The sequence below is a fragment of the Phycisphaeraceae bacterium genome, from assembly GCA_019636795.1.
Taxonomy (GTDB): Bacteria; Planctomycetota; Phycisphaerae; order Phycisphaerales; family UBA1924; genus JAHBWW01.
Genome location: JAHBWW010000005.1, coordinates 80,837 through 99,479, shown reverse-complemented (window position 1 = coordinate 99,479; position 18,643 = coordinate 80,837). Strand labels below are relative to the sequence as shown.

The following is an 18,643-nucleotide window of genomic DNA, read 5'->3' as shown; positions in this document are numbered from 1 at the left end:
TCAGCCACCACCGCCTTGTAGGAGTTGCCCGGTTCGCCTGCCCGAACTCAGACGCTCTGCTCGGCCCGTTTGTCGCGCGTGAGCTGCGCATAGGCGTTATGGCTGTGGATCGACTCGAAGTTCTCCGAGTTGATGCGATACCACCGGATGCGTTCGTCCCCATCAAGCGTGAGCGAAAGATCGCGCACGATATCCTCGACAAACTTAGGGTTATCGAAGGCCTTTTCCGTGACGTACTTCTCGTCCGGGCGCTTGAGCACCGCATACACCGGATGAGAAGCCGCCGACTCCAGATGCTCGACCAGATCCTCGATCCAGACCAGTCCATCAAAGCGGATATCGGCCGAAATGCGGCAGCGCTGGTTGTGCGCGCCGTACTCCGAAATCTCCTTCGAACACGGGCACAGGCTCGTCGCCGGTGCAGAAACGCTCAAAATGAAATCCGTCTCCCCATTGGCGGTGCACTCGAAACGCACTTCATAGTTCATCAGCCCGGGTTGCCTTGTCACCGGTGCGAACTTCGTGACGAAGTATGTGAAACCGACTTCAAGGTGTGCTTCTTCAGCCTCAAGCCGCTCCTTGATCGCATGCGTGATCATCGGAATGTCCTCAGGCGTGATCGGTTCGCCAGCGTGTTCGTTGAGCACCTCCAGGAACCGGCTCATGTGCGTGCCCTTCTGCGTGTGCGGCAGCGCAACATACATATTGATCGACGCGACCGTGGTCTGCTCCTTGCCGTCCTTCGTGCGCAAACGAATCGGATATGTCACGTCCTTGACGCCCACCCGATCAATCGCGACGAGTCTGGCATCGCGAGAAGCCTGAACATCCGGCATCGGATTTGAAGCGCGAGGTGTACCCATGAAAATTCCCATTTCATCCGTCCATTCAATCTGTGCCTGTTGCCGGCCTCCCGCGCATCAGCAACAACTCACACGCGCCCGGCATCAAACGCCTTCGCTCACCGCACGCCGACGGATTTCGCGTGCTGTGTTTTTCCGACCGAAGCAGCAGCCCACCCAAGCCCGATCGGCACTCCCACCAGCAAGCCCGCTGCCCAATCCAGGGGTTGAACCATCACAGGCCCCGGAACAGTCCCAGCCGCAATCGCCCCGACCAGTCGATCCGACCCTGGTGCAAAAAGCCCGATCAGTGGCCCAATCGCCGCTGCCAAGACCACCGAAGTATAGATCGGCAACGGTGACACCGGCTTGTCACTCAGCGCGATCGAAGTCAACCTCCCCAGAGCCCCGGCCGCGATTCCACCGATAATCGCCCCCAGCAACGCCTGCCCCCGCATCGGGCTGAACACCACGACATGCGCAATCACCAGCGCTGCAAACGCACCTACCGCCATGCCTGCCAGCCCGGCTTTCGAACCGATTTCCTTGATCGGCGAACCATGCCTTGCAAGCCCGTCACCGTGTTTGCTGCTGATTGTGTGCATGAGTGCTGCGAGCACGAGCGCCGCACCCGCAATAATCGCGCCCTCGATCGCGAGCTTCACCAGAGTCCAAGCCGCCGGATCGAGTGCCAGCACGCGCGTCACCAACCCCGTGCGCCAGGCCGCCCACGACAGCACAAGCCCCGCACTGAGCATGCCCGTGCGCTCATCAACAAACTTTGCCCCCGCCAAGCCGACCAACGCCGCTGCTGCAACGCACACAATCCCGACCATCAGCCCCCAGACCGGAGAAACTCCAACCAAAAGCGTGACATCCGGCCCACCATCGCTCGCCCGAAGCCCCCCGACCAACGTACCGACCAGAGGCCCGACCAGAAACAGTGCGAGCAGAGGCAAGACCCATCGACCGATATGCTGTACCATGGTGACGGATCTTCCGCCCGCCGAAGGCTCAGGGCAAGTGCTCGCCATCATGAACGACCACCCCAGACATCCCCGACGCCCCGATCTCCTGCTCAGCGATCTGACCAGCGAGTTGCTCTGGCCGTCGCTCTTCCGCGCCGGCACGCTCGCCTTCCGTCCCGGAAGGCTGCTCATCGCCTTTGTCACTCTGGTTCTGATCGGCCTGATCGGGTCGCTCAGCCGCATCTGGTCCGAAGCACCCAGTTTCGCCGATCGTGTCGGCCAGGTCGTCGGAGGCGTATTCCGGTCTATCGGAGCCTCGCTCGATGGCCTCAACCTCGCAAGGCCCTGGGATCTGCCACTCGGCGAAGCCGGAGCCGCCGGATTCTCCCTCGTTCTGTCCGCCCCGGTCGTCCTGCTTCGCGAATATCCCGTCAGTTTCTTCCTGCTTGGCCTCCCCATGCTGGGGGTCGCCCTCGTCGGATGGGGCGCGATCTCGCGTTCAGCCTCGATCGAGTTCGCGCTCGATGTCCCCGAATCCGATTCCACATCGCTCGCGCGCGCCCTGCGCTCATTGGCTGCACTGCTTCAAGCCTTTCTCGGCCCGATCCTCATCGCGGGTCTTGTCGCGCTCGTCATGGGCAGCATCGCGTGGATTCTGTTCTCGCTCCCGGTGGTTGACCTTCTCGGTGCTGTACTCTTTGGCTTGGGAGTCATTGTTGCCCTCCTTCTGGTCACCTTTCTGTCGCTCTGGCTGGCATCGCTTCCGATCCTGCCCGCTGCTGTCATGTGCGAAGGGCCCGATGTCTTCGATGCCGTTCAACGCGGGCTGGCTTACGTCGTCCGCAAGCCTCTTCGGTATGCCCTCTATCTGCTCGTGCTCGTGGCGGTGGGAGCGGTGCTCACTGCGATCGTCAGCCTGCTTCTCTACGCCGCCGATCGCTTTGCGACCGGCGCGAGCGTGATGTTTCTCTCACCCGAATACGCAGAGAAATTGTCAGACCTGACGCAGGTCCATAGCACGCTGCTCACACGAATCTTGGGATTCTGGCGCTCCATGCTCCAGATCGCGCTTGGTGCATTTGTGTTCAGTTACGTCGGTTCGGCGTCGGCCGTGTTGTACTTGCTGATGCGCAAGCTCGTCGATGGCCAGACCCCCGCCGACATGCCCAAGACCTGAACGCACGCCGCAAACCCTCAACCTCAAAGTCTGTCTGCGCGGTTCACGCCAGGCCGTCGATCGCATACCGCGCGATAGGCGGTGCGTCGAGCCCGGTCACGATCTTCCAGAACGCCTCGCCCGACTGATCGACGATCCACGACTGGAACTGGCCGCGTGGGTCGTCGGCATACACATCGAGCGCGGGGCCCCCGATGAAGGCCGCCCGTTGAAGCAGCAGCAGATCGTCCGACGCAAACTCGCACTCGGCAGCCACCCCCGCCATCACATCCGCAAGTTCTCCGAACAGCACATGGTCATGCCGAAGCAGCACATCTGCGTCGTTCCAGACGAAGTACCGATAGCGCGCCGCAGGTCGCCCGCGGAACGTGTGCCGACTCCGAAGCAGACTCGCAATGCCGCTCGTGCCACCGATCCGGCGCTCCAGAGGCGGGCCAGGCAGCAGACTCTCCAACTGATGGCAGAATGACTCGAGGTCGTTGATGAAACGCCCGTGCAGCACGCACACATCGGTGTCCCGCTGCACGCCAAAGAACTGCTGAAGTGTGGCAGAAAACTGCAACCTGCGGTAGGTCTTGCTCGACCAGGCCACCAGATGGTGGTCATCGAGCATGGCCATGACCTCGGGCTGCCACTCAACCACCGCGAATGGCGATTCAGATTTGCGAAACAGCACACTCATGGAGGCGAACCTGTCCTCATCAACAGCCTTCCTTGGCTGCGCGATCTCTCTCTACTCTCGGGTACGGCAAATCAATCGTGCTTGCCCAGCACAGCAAACACACCCACAGTGTGCCTCGACTTGACCGAAATGCCAGTCAGAACAGAAGAAATCACCCCCTCAATGGGTCAGATTTCTACTTCCGGACCCGTACAGCATAATAAAATCGCTTGTATGGGTCACAATGCCACCTGTTTATGGGGTTGTTCGGCGCAGAATAACAAACTGCTCACCAGCGGACACCGACAACATGCGCCGTCCTTCAGCGTCCGGTCGCACCACGCCGTTCTCGGACACTTGCAGCTCAAACCCGTCAGCAAGATCCTCGCTCCGGAGGGTTGCGGTCCACCGAAGGTCGTCCGCTCGTGCCATGGTCTCGCCCTGCCAATCGTTACCCCGATGCCCGATCAGCACAACCGCCCCAGCCGAAAGTTCGACTCGGACGTCAACCGCGATCGTGATCTGTCGATTCAGCCGCCTCTGGCGAAGATACTCGCCCAGCGCGTTGGCACCGCCCGTATCGCCAGCACCAGCCCCCACCGGTTCGGCAATCATGCTCGGACCCGCACGCTGCGACGACACGATCCAGAAGCACAGCAGGGCCACGATCGCAATCGGCGAAATGAGCCAGAACGTCAGGGCTACCTTTCGAATCTGCACGAAATGACCATAGCGCGCACCTCACGCCGAGGCCGAAGCGCCACGCTGCGATCAACGCTTCATGGCTTCCTGGAACCGCCTCGCAACTTCGCCCCAGTTCACGACGTTCCACCACGCAGTGACGTAATCCGGTCTGCGATTCTGGTAGTGCAGGTAATACGCATGCTCCCACACATCCAGCCCGAGAATCGGCGTCCCGCTGCACCCAGCGACCGCGTCTCCCATGAGCGGGTTGTCCTGATTGGCAGTCGAACACACCGCCAGTGACCCGTTACGCACAACCAGCCACGCCCAACCCGAGCCAAAGCGTGCTGCAGCAGCGTCCGAAAAGGCTTTGCGGAACTCATCAAGCCCGCCAAAGGACTTGGTGATAGCGATGGCCAGATCACCCGAAGGTTTGTCTCCGCCGCCTTGCCCGAGCGGTGCCATGACCTTCCAGAAGAGCGAATGGTTGTAATGCCCGCCGCCGTGGTTGCGGACAGCCATGAACTTGTCTTTCGGAAGATCCCCGATGTGCTGCATCAAGTCTTCGATCGGACGATGCGCCCAATCAGTGCCTTCGATGGCTTCATTCAGCTTGCTGACGTACGTCGCGTGGTGCTTGCCGTGGTGAATCTCCATCGTGCGTGCATCGATGTGCGGCTCGAGACTCGTGGGGGCGTAGGGCAGTTCTGGGAGTGTGAAGCCCATGTGGATTCTCCTGTGGATTTCTGATAGCGGACGTGGACAATACACCAATTCTGGGGATTCTTTGACAAGAATCGGCGTGTCAAAGCCGTTACACTTGCCCGGACTTGCGTACTTCGCGTATAGTCTACGCTTGAACTTCACCGGGCAGGTGAGGTTGCTCGGGTTGGGATTATCAGACGATAGTCAGCCGTGTTCGTTGGGTCAATGGGCGAATCGGGCTGCGTTCTGAGGCAGGCTGGGACGAATCGAAGTGCGACAAAGCGAGGGGACCGTACGGTTCATAAGTTTCGCACTTTGACCTTTTTGTGGATGAAACTTGTTGTCACTGATGTTCGTATGACAGCATGCGGGAACGAAAATTGAGCAGGGGTGAAGAGGCGGCCCGGTGACATGCGACGTTCCGGGCGATTGCGGGTGGGATTTGGTGAGAAAACCTGATGCTCAAAGGGAATCCCGAGGCCTCCGCGCAGGGCAGGTCGAGTATCCCCTGAAAGTGGCGTCTTGAGATGAGAAATTGTGCCCGAGTTGCACGCTCGGGTGAAATGCCAGTACACTGGCAGCGGCAAGGATCGCTGCGGGAAACCAAAGAAGACCGTCAGGATCGAGCATCGACTGACGGTTCGAATGCGAACCTACCAGGAAGGTAGACGTAAGGATAGGTGTAAGGAACCGATGAAAATGGCCGACTTGAGGCAGACATCTTTGAGCCCCCTGGAGCAGGTACGCAGGCGGCACCGCGTGGGTGTTGTGCGCACTGCCCGCAAGACGAACTCCGCCAGGCAACTGTCGGTCGAAGATGAGCGTTTGCTCAACCAGATCCTGCTGCGCGAGCAGGACTTCATCGACTCCGAAGCGTTCTATGAGGACAGCGCGGAAGAGAAGATTTATGACCGCGCGCCTGATATCCAGAAGCCTGACACCACATGGTATCACCCAGTGATGGATGACCTCTCGGCGACGCGCACGCGTACGGTCAAGAGCGCGCAGCAGGTCATTCTTACCGGGGCTGAGGAAAAGGTGCTGTTCCACCAGTTCAACTACGCGCGTTATCGCGTCTGGAAGTTGCAGCAGGAAGTCAAGGAAAGCCCGTCGCGCAAGCCCTCACCCGAGCAGGCTGAGGACATCCTGCACTGGCACTGCAAGGCCGACCGGATCCGTGAGCAGATCGCGGAGACGAACCTTGCGCTGGTGCTTGCGATGGCCAAGCGAACTCGGATGAGCGAAGTGGACTTTGCGGACCTGGTGAGTGAAGGAAACATGGCGCTGCTCCGCGCTGTCGACAAGTTCGACGCCGGTCGCGGATACAAGTTTTCGACCTATGCCTGCCGGGCGATTCTCAAGGCGTTCAGCCGCCAGGGGATGAAGCTGAGCAAGTATCGTCAGCGATTCCCCACCGACTTCGATCCGAAGCTCGAGAAGTCCAACTATCTCGAGACCAAGCGGGCGACGTTCGAGAAGGACGCTGCGGAAGAGGTCCGCGAGATCGTGCTCAATAACCGTGCCGATCTGACGGATGTCGAGCGGACGGTGATTGAACACCGCTTCGGACTCGAGTCGGATACGGGTGAAAAGCCCATGACGCTCGAACAGGTCGGACAGATCATCGGGGTCACGAAGGAACGCGTGCGTCAGATCCAGAACAAGGCGATGGAAAAGATTCGCCTTGAGCTCGAAGCCAAGTTCCTTGGAACCAAGGAAGAGCCCGAGCCGGAAGAATTGGCCGAGGCCGCTTCGGCCTGACATGCAAGACCTTCGAGCCGGATCCTTCTGGATCCGGCTTTTCTTTTGTTCCCCTACCAAGTGCAACCCGCCGAGTCGGATGTTGCAAGGCGGAAAAGCAACCCGAACACTGTTCGGTGCGAACAAGTGGTTGCCCGGCTCCAGCGCAGGATGCGCGGTCCATGACGGCAAACCCCGGACGCAGGACGCGTGCACAAGTCGGATCGGTCGGCTACGCTCAAAGGCGCGAGGATGGGTCGTGGGATGACGTGCCAACGTCAGACACTCGCGCACAACTCAAGGATCTGCATGTCGAGCGCAGGCTCGACACAGGAGGACGCGTTTTCATGTCTCTGAGTTCCGAAACACCGACCGACGCGGCAGACGTCGGACATGTTGCACCGCTCGTCATTGAGCAACGCAAAGACCCGCACTCCACTCGGTGGGGAAAGTTCCTTCAAGCCACGATCAAGTTCAAGGCTTCGGACCTGATCATGAAGTCAGGGCAATCGCCCAAGGTGCGCCTGCGTGGTGCGCTCAAGCCTCTGGACACTGAGCCGGTGACGGCTGAGGAGTTTATCCAGATTGCCAAGCACATCCTGACCCCGGAACAGTTCAGGGATCTGCACAAGTTCGGGTCGGTGGACTTTGCGTACGACTACGACGACGAGAACCGTTTTCGCGTGAACCTGTTTCAGGCTCGCGGGCGTCTGTCAGTTGCGGCCCGACTGATCACGAGCAATATTCTGCCGTTCGAGGGGCTGTACCTTCCACCGATCATGTCCGAGATCGCGATGCAGCCTCAGGGCATCGTGCTGCTCTGTGGCGTGACGGGTTCGGGCAAGTCGACGACGATTGCGTCGATGCTCGATTTTGTGAACGCTCGCAAGCCGGTGCACATTGTGACGCTGGAAGACCCGATCGAGTACATCTTCACGGATCGCAAGGCCACGATCAATCAGCGCGAGATCGGGATTGACTGCCTGGACTTCAAGACCGGTCTGCGGGCACTGGTGCGTGAGAACCCGGACATTGTGCTGGTGGGTGAAATGCGTGACAACGAGACGTTCTCTGCGGCGTTGCATGCAGCTGAGACGGGCCACCTGGTGTACGGAACGATCCACGCTTCGAGCACGACGCAGACGTTCAGCCGCATCTACGGGTTGTTCCCGCCTGAGGAAGTGGAAGAAGTCCGCAAGATTCTGGGATATCAGATGCGTGCGTTTGTGTATCAGAAGCTGCTTCCGACGTTGCACGAGCACATTCACCGGATTCCCGCGATCGAGATCCTGATCAATAACGCTGTTGTGCGGACCCACATCCTGGAAGGTCGCGAGGGTGAATTGCGGGAGTTCATCAACTCGGTCGAAGCACGCAAGACTGGGATGGTGGACTTCAACCAGTCGCTGGTGGAGTTGGTGGAGAACGAGTTCATCCATATGCGCGTCGCGCTCGAGGCAAGCCCGAACGTGGACGAGTTGAATATGAGGCTGAAGAAGCTCGGATGAGTGGCCCATGTCGAGGTCGCATCGGCCGATCGTTCGGCGTATCCTCTTCGGCTGTCCGGTGCCGTGGGGCTTGGCAGCTGCAGGGCGGCGGCGCCGCATCCGCACGCGTCTTTTTCCCTGACGCACGCGTCGGCCTGAAGGTCGGGGGCGTGATGATGGAGGTAAATCCAAGGTGACCGGGTCATCCATGCTCAACATGCACGCAACGCTTTCGGCGATGGAAGGTTTCTTTCTCGTCGGGTGGTGGTTTGCCCTTCTGGTCCTCCCTCCGATCCTTGGGTGGGCTTGGCTCGTGTCAACGGTGTTTGACAAGCACGCGCAACGGTTCTTCCTCGGGCGGGACAAGTGGAATCTTGTTCACATGCTGTTTGGCATGGCGGCGGTTGCGGTCATGGTGTTACTCCCGATTCCGGGTATCGTCGGGTTCCTGGTGTCGTACGCGAGCATGCTGGCCATTCTGGCGCTGAACATCGGAATCTTTGTGGTCGTGACGAATCGGGACACGGAGCGCGTGCCGGAGACGGCGAGGCTGAAACTTGATTTTTCGGCCATGCAGGCGCGGCAACAACAGAAGGCTGCCAAGAAGCAGGCTGCGACGGTTGCGTTGTCGATCACGGGTCCGGACAAGAAAACTGTCGAGGCGCCGGGCAAGGAAACGCCGGAGTACGAAGTTCGTATTGCGGCCGAACAGTTTTACATCAATGGCGCGCGGCTTGGCGCGTATCAACTTGATCTCGCCCCGACGAAAGACGGGTATCAAGTCAGTTTTCTCGTCGACGGCGTGCGGCAGGCGGGCGAGAAACTTGCGACGAACAACGCGGTGCAGATCATCGATTTCTGGAAAGCCGCTGCGAAGCTGGACGTTAAAGACCGCCGCCGCCGCCTGACGGGGCAAGTCAGCGTCAAGACTGAGGCTGAGACGGTTCCTGTGCGTGTGATGTCGATGGGTTCGCAAGGTGGAATGCGACTGACGATGACGCTCAACCCGGGTGTGGCGGTGCGTCGCAAGGCCGATCAACTGGGATTGCTCGATCAGCAGTACGAGGTGGTTCGAGCTCTCGCTGCAGAGGGCGACGGGGTGGTGCTGCTCGGCGCGCCAGGGCACAATGGCCGGACGACGACGCTGTATGCGATGCTCAAGTTGCACGACGCGTACACATCGAATGTGCAGACGATCGAGATGGAGCCTCAGGACTCGCTTGAAGGCATTCGGCAGATCACGTTCGATCCGTATAAGGAAGGTGCAGAGTATTCGGTGACGGTGCGGTCGGTGTTGCGGCGTGACCCTGACGTGGTGGGCATCGCCGAACTGCCGGACGAAGCGACGGCACGCGAAATCGCAGGCTCAGATGTCGAGCGTTCGAGGACGTATGTGTCGCTGAATGTGAGCGAGGCACTGGCAGCGGTGCAGGTGTTTGTGAAGGCGGTGGGAGATCCGGCCAAGGCGTCGGCCTGTTTGCGTGGCGTGATAACGCAGAAACTGGTGCGCAAGTTGTGCGAGAACTGCCGGGTGCCATATCAACCAACGCCGGACATGCTCAAAAAGCTCGGACTGCCTGCAGAGAAGGTCAAGCAGTTGTTCAAGAAGGGCGGGCAGGTGCTGATTCGAAACAAGCCGGAAATCTGCCCGGTGTGTCAGGGGATCGGATATCGCGGGCAGACAGGTTTGTTCGAGGTCTTCCGCATCGGTCCAGCCGAACGGGAGATGATCAAGGCGCAGAACTGGAGCGGGCTGCGAGCGGAGTTCCGCAAACAAGGCCTGCCGACATTGAATCAGGCGGCATTGCGTCGTGCCGTCGAAGGGGCGACAAGCATCGAGGAGATTTCGCGGATTTCTTCGGGAGGCGGATCGGGCGGCGGCGGGGCCAAGCCGGCGCAGCCTCCGGTCGAAGGTTCACAACAGGCAGCCGCGTCGTAAAAGCATCGTCCACGACAGGGCCTGCACTTAGGCAGAGGACACAGTCATGATTCTGAATCTCATCGTTCTGGCACTGGTGGCGTTGGTGGCCTACCTCTGGTCGATCAAGGGTTTCTTTTCGTCGTTCCTGCACATGGTGTGCGTGATCATCGCGGGTGCGGTGGCGTTCGGCGTGTGGGAGCCGGCCTCGATCATGGTTCTGAACATGGCACCGACGCGCGGGCCTCTGGCATCGTTGTCGGGCAACGCATGGGGAATTGGGCTGCTGCTGCCATTCGCGGTGTCGCTGCTGCTGCTGCGCGTTGTGACGGACAAGTTCATAAGGGCCAACGTCAATCAGGCGACGCTCGTGAACTACATCGGTGGCGGCGCGTGTGGTGTTGTCTCGGGCATTCTGGCGGTTGGGATCATGGTCATCGGGTTTGGTTCGTTCCGCTTTACCGACTCAACAATGGGCATGGGCTACAAGCCGATCTGGCACACCTCGGAGCGAGCGACCAAAGGTGGAAGTCTGGTCGATCAGGGAGGGCTGTGGGTGCCAGCGGACAAGCTCACTGGCATGTTCTACAGCCATCTGTCGCAGGCATCGTTCAGCGCGCCCGAGCCGCTCTCGAAGTGGCACCCTCAGCCTCATCTCGAAGGCCCGAGCTCGCGCCTGACTTACAACGACGGGGCAACACGCAACACATTGCGCCCGCGCGATGTCGAGTTCAGAGGAATGTACATCGTTGGCAAGGAAGACGGAACGTCGCCTGCGAATGAACTGCTCATCGATTCATTTACCCCTGATGCGCAGAAGTACGTGAACATCAAGGGCGAACCTGTGCCCGCGGGCAAGTTGCTGGGCGTGAAGTTCGAACTTGGCAGCGAAGCGAAGGAATCGACGGGTCAGCACATGATCAGCCCGGGGCAGTTGCGTCTGCTGGTCGAGCCGCTCGATGCAGCGGGCCGGCCGACGGGCGAGCCTTCGATCAATATTTTTCCAGTAGCACTGATCAGTCAGGGGGATTCGGCGGTTGCGGATTCGTACGGCCGGTGGCGTTTCGATGCTGAGGGGCTGCATGTGTCGTCGGTGGGCGGTGGTTCGAGCGCTCTGATGTCGGCCGAGTTTCTGGTGCCGGCTCGGACGCGACCGATCGCGCTGTATGTCAAGAACACGCGACTTCGACTCGACAACGTCGCGGAAGAGTCCGCTCGCTTCGGCAGCGCCAGCATGCGTGACGCGCAGATTCGCGCCGGAACGATTCTGCGCTCGGCTCGTATGACGACCCTCGATCGCTCGCGCGCGGTGCGCATCGGCGAATCGGACATCAGCACCAGCGGCGGTAACACTGTGATCGTCATCTCGACGCGACTGAGTATGCAGCGCGCGTTTCAGACGGCCCAGAAGCGAAGCCTTGATCTGAACGACAACCGTCGCATTGTTTCGGGTGTTGGATCCTGGACTCCGGCCGAGGTGAGCCGAGGACGCGACATTGCACAGAATCTGAAGGTGGATCGGTTTTACGTCCCGGATGGTACGTTGATGGTGCAAGTTGACGTTGGGCCTGGTTCGGCGGGGAGTTTGCTCGGCGAAGTCGGGCGCAATGCGGGAGCCAATGACGCGTACTACCTGATTGACACGCAGGGTACGGCGTATCAGGCGATCGGATACATCTACGAAGATAAGAACCGCTACGACATCAGGTATATGCCGGGGCAGCCGATCAACGGAGTGGCAGACCTTGCGGTGCCGGGGTTGTCAGGCGTGCGCGACGATCAAAAACTCACCCTGCTGTTTGCCGTATCGCGTGGGGTTCAGTTGCAGTCGTTCGTGATTGGAGACAAGGTAGTCTTTGAACTCGAAAAGCCTCGCCTGCTTGACGATCGCGTCGATTGATGCTCGAGGTTGGCCATTGAGCGAGGTGATGACGTAGAGTTGTGTGTTCGGCCGTGTGCCCGAGTGGTCCAAGGGGACGGATTGCAAATCCGTTATTCGTGGGTTCGAATCCCACCGCGGCCTTTCCTGCCTGTTGGTTTACGCCCGCGCGTTGCGACGTTTCGTCTGGACCGAGGACGGGCTTGCGTCGCCCTGTTTGCGGCTTAGCTGACCGTACAATCCGCATTCTGGCAGGAGAACTTGATGCGAGTGATGTTTGCGAAGAACGTGGCGTGTGGGTTGCTCGGAGTGTGCTCGCTTGCCTCTGCGTCACTGGCGATGCACTTCGAGGCAATCTTTTTGCCCGAGCCGGACTCAGTTGTGGCCGCTGCGGTCGCGACGCCGCACGGGGAAGAGTTGCCGAGGTGGGCTCTGCGTTCGACAGAGCGTGTCGGGTTGGTCGATGTGCATCACTTGTCACTTACAAGCCAGCTGTGGCGCAGCGCGGAGGAAGTTGATCGGCCGCAATGGACGCACAATGTTGTCGTGGCGGTGCCGATGCAGCGCAAGGCCGACCGCCTGATGCTGATGATCGGTGGCGGTCGATTTCGCGATGCAGCAAGCCCGAGCGCGACACAACAGACTGCGGCTGCAGCGATGATGTCAGGTCTTGCGGTGGCGTATGTGGACAATGTTCCAGCGCAGCCACTCGATTTTGCTCATGATGAGGCGGGGCCTCTGGTCGAAGACGCGATTCTCTCCGAGTCGTGGGTCAGGAGCCTGGAGACAAACGACCCGACATGGATCGTGCATAAGGCGATGGTGCTGGCGGTGCGTGGTGCCATGACATCGATCGAGGAGCATCTGGGCGGGCTGGAAACGCCGATCACGCTTGATGGATTTACGCTCATGGGCGGCTCGAAGCGAGGCTGGACCGCATGGCTGACGGCACTCGAGGATGAGCGTGTGAGGGCGGTCATTCCGGCGGTGATTCCGCTCTTGAATATGAGGCCGCACTTTGAGCATCACAAGGCAGCGTATGGGTTCTGGGCACCGACGCTCAAGGATTACGAAGAGCGCGGGCTGCTCGAACGCATCGACGCGGCAGACTTCGGACGCATCGCGCAGCACGTCGATCCGTTTTTTCGCCGCGATGAGCTGACGTTACCAAAGTACATTGTCAATGCGGCTGGCGACGAGTTCTTTTTGCCCGATTCGGATCAGTTCTATATCGGCCAACTGCCCGGACACACGAGTCTGCTCGTCAGGTCGGGCGCCGGGCACAGCGTCACGAATGCGGACGGAGTGATTGAATCGATCATGGCATGGGCAGTGACGGAGGCTTCGCTCGGTGTCGAGGCGATCCCGACCATCGCTGTTGAGTATGAAAGCGGTTCGCTTACGGTCACTGCAAGCACAAAACCCGAGCGTGTCACGCTGGCCACGATGACCAACGCGACGGTTCGCGACTTTCGCACCGTTACGGTCGGACGCGAGTGGGCACGCGAGGCCATCGAGCCAAATGATGATGGTCGATTCGTCGCAACATTGGCGGCCCCTGATGCGGGTTGGACGGCGCACGTGGTGGAGGTGACGTTCGTCACACCTTCAGGCCTCAGACTGATCGTGTCGTCACAGTTGAAGGTGCTGCCTGAGATGTTGCCGTTCAGCGATGCCGCGTCAATCGAAGTCATTGAATGACCCCAGGCGCAGTGTGATCGCGCGTGCTGGCGCAGACGCTGGGCTCTGGGGTGATGTTGGACGGGCTGGGCGACAGACAGTGATGAGGCGCGATCTCGCGCGGACATGCGTTTTGTTCAGGGACAGCCGGCGCTAAAGGCTTGCAGGAATGCCTGCACATCGAAGAAGTCGTACACGCCGTCGTTGTTGATGTCGGCGATGGGGTTCTGAGCTGCGAAGGCCTGCAGGAATGCCTGCACATCGAAGAAGTCGAGTGTGCCGTCGCCATTGAGGTCGGCGGCGCAGACGGTGCCGGTGAAGACGATACCAGCGGCATCGGGGCCTCCGAGTTGAGCAATCTCGGCGTCGGTGCGCACGGTGTCGATGAAGTTGAGATTGGCCAGGTAGACGGTTTCCGACCGGCCGCCCTGAAGGTCGCTGAAGAGACACAACGTCGAAGCGATTGGTGTCGGTGTGCCATTGATGCTCCCTGATGAGCGAGCCCAATGATTCGGGAACTGCCCCCACGCGGCCCAATCGGCGGGGTGAACGGGTTCGCCGTCGCCATAGGCCGGGGCGTTGACGTCAACGCCGCAGTAGAGCCAGTCGGCTTCGATGGTGCCGATGAAGTTGCCGTTGATGTAGACGCGAGAAGCGCTCTGCGTGAAGAAGTCGCACGCGATCGCCAGGCGGAACCATGAATCGGGCGCGATCGGGATTGGGATGTACTGCGAGAAGTTGGAGGCGTTGTAGCCAACCGTCGGCCCGAGTGTCGGGTGGTTGCGAATAAAAATGTCAGCCGAACTGTCATTGTTAAAGTTGTCTTCGAGCAGCGCGACGGGGAACTGTCTTGGCGTGGTGTTGGCGGGGAAGTCGGTATACCAACTTGACGCGGGGATGTAGAGATCCCACACCATGGTCCACTGGCCGAAGAACTGTCCGGGGTATTCGGGGCGGAGATTTGGCGCGAGTGCGAGGCCGATGCCGCGACGGTCCTTGGAGAGGCCGGTGGCGAGGTTGCGCGCGGGGCTGGTGACATAGACCGTTGCGTTCTCACCGCCTGGTCCTGCGATGCCCAGGGCGCTCGTGGTGGTGAACTGCGATTGCTGCGCGGTGACACCGGTTGGGGTTGTCGGGTCGGGGGTTTCGGGGCTGTCGATCCCGCCAAGAATTGTGCCGAATGCCGGGTCATCGAGATAGCGGATCGCTGCGCGTGCGCTGCCATTGACTGCGTCGAGCGAGCCATCGAAGTGCCATTCGGATTCCTGTGGCGTGCTGGGCACCCATGTCTCGATCGTGGCCGAACCGGAGGTGATTTCCATTGAGCCTGCGAGAATGCCGAGGGGGATATTGATGTCACGAATGGCGAACTGTCCGACACCACCGTTCGAGATTGAGACTTCGAGAGAGAGTCCCATGTCGATTCCGCCGAAGGAACCTGCGTAGCGTTGGAAGAAGACCTGGTTGCTGGGGTTTGGCAGCCCGCCGGAGAAGTTGCGGCTGTATCCGGTGAGAACGCGCGAGCCTCCGGGCGTGATGGCGTCGAAGGCTTCGCCAAGTGTCGAGCCGTTGGGGATGGCAGTACCGAGAAGCCCGCTGGTCGCCACGACGCCATCGAGAACGTAGCGATACCCGGAGGCTGGGAGAATGAACTGAGGCGTGCCTGCTGGGAGCGGGTTGTTCTGGCTGTTGCGGAACTGGTTGGGGAAGCAGGGGCCGAACAACTGGCATCGAATCGTCACGCCGGCAGCGTCGATGACAACGTCGTTGTCGGGCTGGGCCGATGCGGTGCTTGCCGAAAGGCCAGCACAGGCGAGTAGAACAGACATGGAAGTACGACGCGCGGTTGGCATGATCTCTCCTTCTGGCCCGGGATCGTCTGATGCCGGGACCGAAAGTGTAGCGAATCTTGCTCCAGATTACACGCGAATTGTGTACACTTGAGTCGGTCCGCGGAGCAAGTGCCGATGCTGAACAAAAACCGTGCTTTCACGCTTATCGAGTTGCTAGTCGTGATTGCGATCATCGCGCTGCTGATCGGGATCCTGCTGCCTGCGCTGGGCAAGGCCCGCGATGCGGGGCGGCGGGCGCTGTGCCTCTCGAATGTGCGGCAAATGACCCTTGCGTGCAATGCGTATTCGGGTGATACGTCCAAGGAACTCTTCATGCCCACGTTCTTTTCGTGGGAAGACAACATTGGGTGGCTCTTCCCCGACTACATCACGACCTACGACGTCGCCATCTGCCCCAGCACGCGCAATGGTGTGGACCAGAACCGGCATCTGAGCGATGAGCCAGTCTTGTCTGGGATCGAACTGCTCTACGGGCGCGACTTTCTCTTTGATCTTTTCTTCCCCGCCAATGACGCGATTGACGAAGGCGGGCACAGTTACGAAACGTTCATGTGGTATACGCCGGGCAAGTATCCAGATGGCACGATCATCCCCCCACCGCCGTTCAACGGCACGATCGGAAGCCAAATCGGATGGCGCTCGCCACCCGGCATGGGTGGGGTCGCGATTCTCAATGAGCCTGCGCCGTCGCCGATCAAGAGCCAGAAGAATGTCCGGTTCGCTTCGAGCACGATCCTCATACTCGACAATGACAACGACGACAACTCGAGTCCGTTCGCGACGGCGCTGGGGGTGGTGAGGCCTCAAGGCGGGCAGAACAACTGGCCCGACGAATGGAACAACCACAAGTCGGCCGGATTGCATGTCGGATTTGCAGATGGTTCAGCGCGATTCGTCAAAACCGGAGAGGATCTGGTCGAGACGTACATCGCATCGCAGGAGGGCCCGGGGTCGGGCGCGAATCCGGCCTGGCCGATCGCACAGATGGAAGCACACTCGCGCTACCGCGTCAGGCCTTTCACGTATCGCGGGCAGAACATCGACGAGTACTACAAGCTCGATTGATCGGCAGATGTGCTGCGATCCAAGAGTTCGGCCTGAGGCACAACGACGCGCTCAACAATTTCGAGCCCGAAGGCCTGCAGTTGCGGATAGTCGGTGGTGGAGTTTGTGATCAGGCGCAGGCGGCTCAAGCCCAGAGCGCGCAGAATCTGGCTCCCGATGCCGTATTCGAGCATACTGGTGCCGACTGAGCGGAGTGGCGCGTCGTGGTCCGAACGATCGAGCAGGCGTGTGAGTTCGCCCGAGAGATCGCCCGCCGACCCACTGGGGCGAAGATAGACAATCGCGCCGCGCCCCTCGCGCTGAATCATGCGCATCGACGCTCGAAGCATTTGCCCGGTTGATGAACGCTGGCTCGAATCGAGATCATCGAAGATGTCGCCGAGCAGATCGCGGCGATGCACACGCACGAGCGTCGGTTCGGCACACAGAGCAACCATGCCATCATCGTCAATGCGCCCGATGTCGCCCACAGTCAGTGCCAGGTGGGGCAATGGATCAACTGGCGAACGGAACGCCCGCAGCGTGAACACGCCCTGGGGCGTGCGGATCACATTCCCTTCGGTCGGTCCCAGCCGCTCGACAAGTTGCGAGCGCCCAAGGCGATGCTCTATGATTTGCCGAACCGAGCACATTCTGATGTTGTGAGTCTTGCAGAACGCTTCGAGGCTGGCGCCTCGCAACATCTCACCGTCGTCGCCCATAATCTCGATGATCGCCGCTGCGGGATAAAGACCCGCGAGTCGGCAAAGGTCGATCGATCCCTCGGTCTGTCCTATACGAACCAGTACGCCTCCGTCGCGACTGCGCAGCGGGTTGATGTGCCCCGGGCGGACGAAATCGGAAGGCCCGGTCGATGGGTCGAGCATGAGTGCGATGGTTCGTGCTCGCTCGCGCGCCGAGACACCAGTTGTCAGGCCATGCTTTGGGTGCCCGTCAATCGAGACGGTGAATGGTGTGCCTCGCACGGAGGTGTTGGTCTGAACTTGAGGCACCAGATCGAGTCGATCGCAATCGGCCTCGGTCATGCTCAGGCAGAGATAGCCCCGCGCGTTCGTGAGCATAAACGTCACCGCAGCCGGGTCGATGAACTGGGCGGGGAGGACGAGATCCCCCTCGTTCTCGCGGTCTTCGTCGTCGGTGAGCACGATCATGCGTCCGGCACGCAGGTCATCAAGGATGTCTTCAACCGAACTGTACATGGGCGATCCTACGCCGTGAAAGTGGCACTTCAGGCGGTCTGGGCGTCCTTGAGAAATCCAAGATGCATGGCTGCGTGCTTGAGTTGAATGGTCATCCACTCATCGTGAGTCAGCGGGCCAAAGATCGGGCTGGGATGGGTCATCCGCTCACCAGCCCGGAGCCGATCGATTTGTTGCTGGAGAAACGCCAAGCCATCGTGATCGGAGACGGATGGAGAGGGAAGCAGGGATGATGCCTGTTTCGGCAGGGGAAGCCCTGCGGGCATGGGTTCGCCGCCGAGGGCCCGTTTCTTGAAAAGCAGCGTGGCTGCGAAACGCATGATCCACGGGGCGCTGGCTTCGAATCCATCCATAGAGCACTTGAAGAATTTCCCGACATGCTCAAAGTTCTGCCCCGGGGTCCAATTACCGGTATGTGTCAGTGTTCCGCGATCCAATGCGGACTGCAATTGGTTGAGTTCGACCTGAAGGTCGGAGAGAGTCTCGAATCGGAGTTCACGTCGAGGTGCCTTGCGGGTGTTGACCATGACCAAAGTGTACGGATCCACTGGTACACGGGTGTCGGAATAGTATCCCCTAAATAAGTGTGGCATAAACTCCGTTGCGGCGCGTGAGTGAAATTGCGTTGTGACGCTAAGGTTCTTGCAGTACCATGCGTTGCGCGGTGTCGTTCTCGGATTGAAGCGTTCTGCTTCGGTATTTGCCCTGCAAAGCATGGAACTTGGGACGAAGTCCTCGTCAATTTGGGGAGGTTTCGTCTGGGCATCAGCACTTTTTTGAGGGAG

Annotated in this window: 14 protein-coding genes, 1 tRNA gene and 1 pseudogene; 8 read left to right on the top strand and 8 right to left on the bottom strand. The window is 60.0% G+C overall.

Annotation, left to right across the window (positions count from 1 at the left end):
- Positions 1-47: 47 nt before the first annotated feature.
- Both KF757_11290 and KF757_11285 read right to left on the bottom strand, forming a co-directional pair.
- Positions 48-863: a GTP cyclohydrolase I FolE2 gene (locus KF757_11290; protein ID MBX3323562.1), complete on the bottom strand. Its 816-nt coding sequence runs from the start codon at positions 861-863 to the stop codon at positions 48-50.
- A gap of 98 nt (positions 864-961) precedes the next feature.
- On the bottom strand, positions 962-1,801 hold the full coding sequence (locus tag KF757_11285; GenBank protein MBX3323561.1) for a hypothetical protein: 840 nt from the start codon (positions 1,799-1,801) through the stop codon (positions 962-964).
- Between the two features lie 25 nt (positions 1,802-1,826).
- On the opposite strand from KF757_11285, the gene KF757_11280 reads away from it, so the two are divergent.
- Complete coding sequence (locus KF757_11280) at positions 1,827-2,987, top strand: hypothetical protein (GenBank protein ID MBX3323560.1); 1,161 nt, start codon at positions 1,827-1,829, stop codon at positions 2,985-2,987.
- Positions 2,988-3,030: 43 nt separating this feature from the next.
- Here KF757_11280 and KF757_11275 read toward each other — a convergent pair whose 3' ends face one another.
- The 3 genes from KF757_11275 to KF757_11265 all read right to left on the bottom strand — a co-directional run bounded on the left by KF757_11275 (position 3,031) and on the right by KF757_11265 (position 5,058).
- Positions 3,031-3,669 (bottom strand): hypothetical protein, encoded by a 639-nt coding sequence (locus tag KF757_11275; GenBank protein MBX3323559.1) that lies wholly within the window; start codon positions 3,667-3,669, stop codon positions 3,031-3,033.
- A gap of 234 nt (positions 3,670-3,903) precedes the next feature.
- Positions 3,904-4,368, bottom strand: a complete 465-nt coding sequence (locus KF757_11270) for a hypothetical protein (protein MBX3323558.1) — start codon at positions 4,366-4,368, stop codon at positions 3,904-3,906.
- Between the two features lie 51 nt (positions 4,369-4,419).
- On the bottom strand, positions 4,420-5,058 hold the full coding sequence (locus tag KF757_11265; GenBank protein MBX3323557.1) for a superoxide dismutase: 639 nt from the start codon (positions 5,056-5,058) through the stop codon (positions 4,420-4,422).
- A gap of 738 nt (positions 5,059-5,796) precedes the next feature.
- On the opposite strand from KF757_11265, the gene KF757_11260 reads away from it, so the two are divergent.
- The 6 genes from KF757_11260 to KF757_11235 all read left to right on the top strand — a co-directional run bounded on the left by KF757_11260 (position 5,797) and on the right by KF757_11235 (position 13,762).
- The gene (locus KF757_11260) at positions 5,797-6,798 is read left to right on the top strand and encodes a sigma-70 family RNA polymerase sigma factor (GenBank protein MBX3323556.1); all 1,002 of its coding nucleotides are present in this window, start codon (positions 5,797-5,799) and stop codon (positions 6,796-6,798) included.
- A 161-nt stretch (positions 6,799-6,959) separates the two neighbouring features.
- Entirely contained in the window at positions 6,960-8,285 is a 1,326-nt protein-coding gene (locus KF757_11255) for a PilT/PilU family type 4a pilus ATPase (protein ID MBX3323555.1), read from the top strand.
- Between the two features lie 172 nt (positions 8,286-8,457).
- The gene (tadA, locus tag KF757_11250) at positions 8,458-10,203 is read left to right on the top strand and encodes a Flp pilus assembly complex ATPase component TadA (protein MBX3323554.1); all 1,746 of its coding nucleotides are present in this window, start codon (positions 8,458-8,460) and stop codon (positions 10,201-10,203) included.
- A gap of 46 nt (positions 10,204-10,249) precedes the next feature.
- Positions 10,250-12,082 (top strand): CvpA family protein, encoded by a 1,833-nt coding sequence (locus KF757_11245; GenBank protein ID MBX3323553.1) that lies wholly within the window; start codon positions 10,250-10,252, stop codon positions 12,080-12,082.
- A 49-nt stretch (positions 12,083-12,131) separates the two neighbouring features.
- Positions 12,132-12,205: transfer RNA gene (locus KF757_11240), tRNA-Cys, on the top strand.
- A 120-nt stretch (positions 12,206-12,325) separates the two neighbouring features.
- On the top strand, positions 12,326-13,762 hold the full coding sequence (locus KF757_11235) for a hypothetical protein (protein ID MBX3323552.1): 1,437 nt from the start codon (positions 12,326-12,328) through the stop codon (positions 13,760-13,762).
- 116 nt (positions 13,763-13,878) lie between these two features.
- Here the strand turns inward: KF757_11235 and KF757_11230 are convergent, their stop codons facing one another.
- Positions 13,879-15,594, bottom strand: a complete 1,716-nt coding sequence (locus tag KF757_11230; GenBank protein ID MBX3323551.1) for a hypothetical protein — start codon at positions 15,592-15,594, stop codon at positions 13,879-13,881.
- 114 nt (positions 15,595-15,708) lie between these two features.
- On the opposite strand from KF757_11230, the pseudogene KF757_11225 reads away from it, so the two are divergent.
- Positions 15,709-15,813, top strand: a pseudogene (locus KF757_11225) (type II secretion system protein).
- Between the two features lie 830 nt (positions 15,814-16,643).
- Here KF757_11225 and ribB read toward each other — a convergent pair.
- Positions 16,644-17,858 (bottom strand): 3,4-dihydroxy-2-butanone-4-phosphate synthase, encoded by a 1,215-nt coding sequence (gene ribB, locus KF757_11220; GenBank protein MBX3323550.1) that lies wholly within the window; start codon positions 17,856-17,858, stop codon positions 16,644-16,646.
- A gap of 29 nt (positions 17,859-17,887) precedes the next feature.
- Positions 17,888-18,385 carry a DUF1569 domain-containing protein gene (locus KF757_11215; protein MBX3323549.1) on the bottom strand — a complete coding sequence of 166 codons (498 nt, stop codon included), beginning with the start codon at positions 18,383-18,385 and terminating at the stop codon, positions 17,888-17,890.
- Between the last annotated feature and the right edge of the window lie 258 nt (positions 18,386-18,643).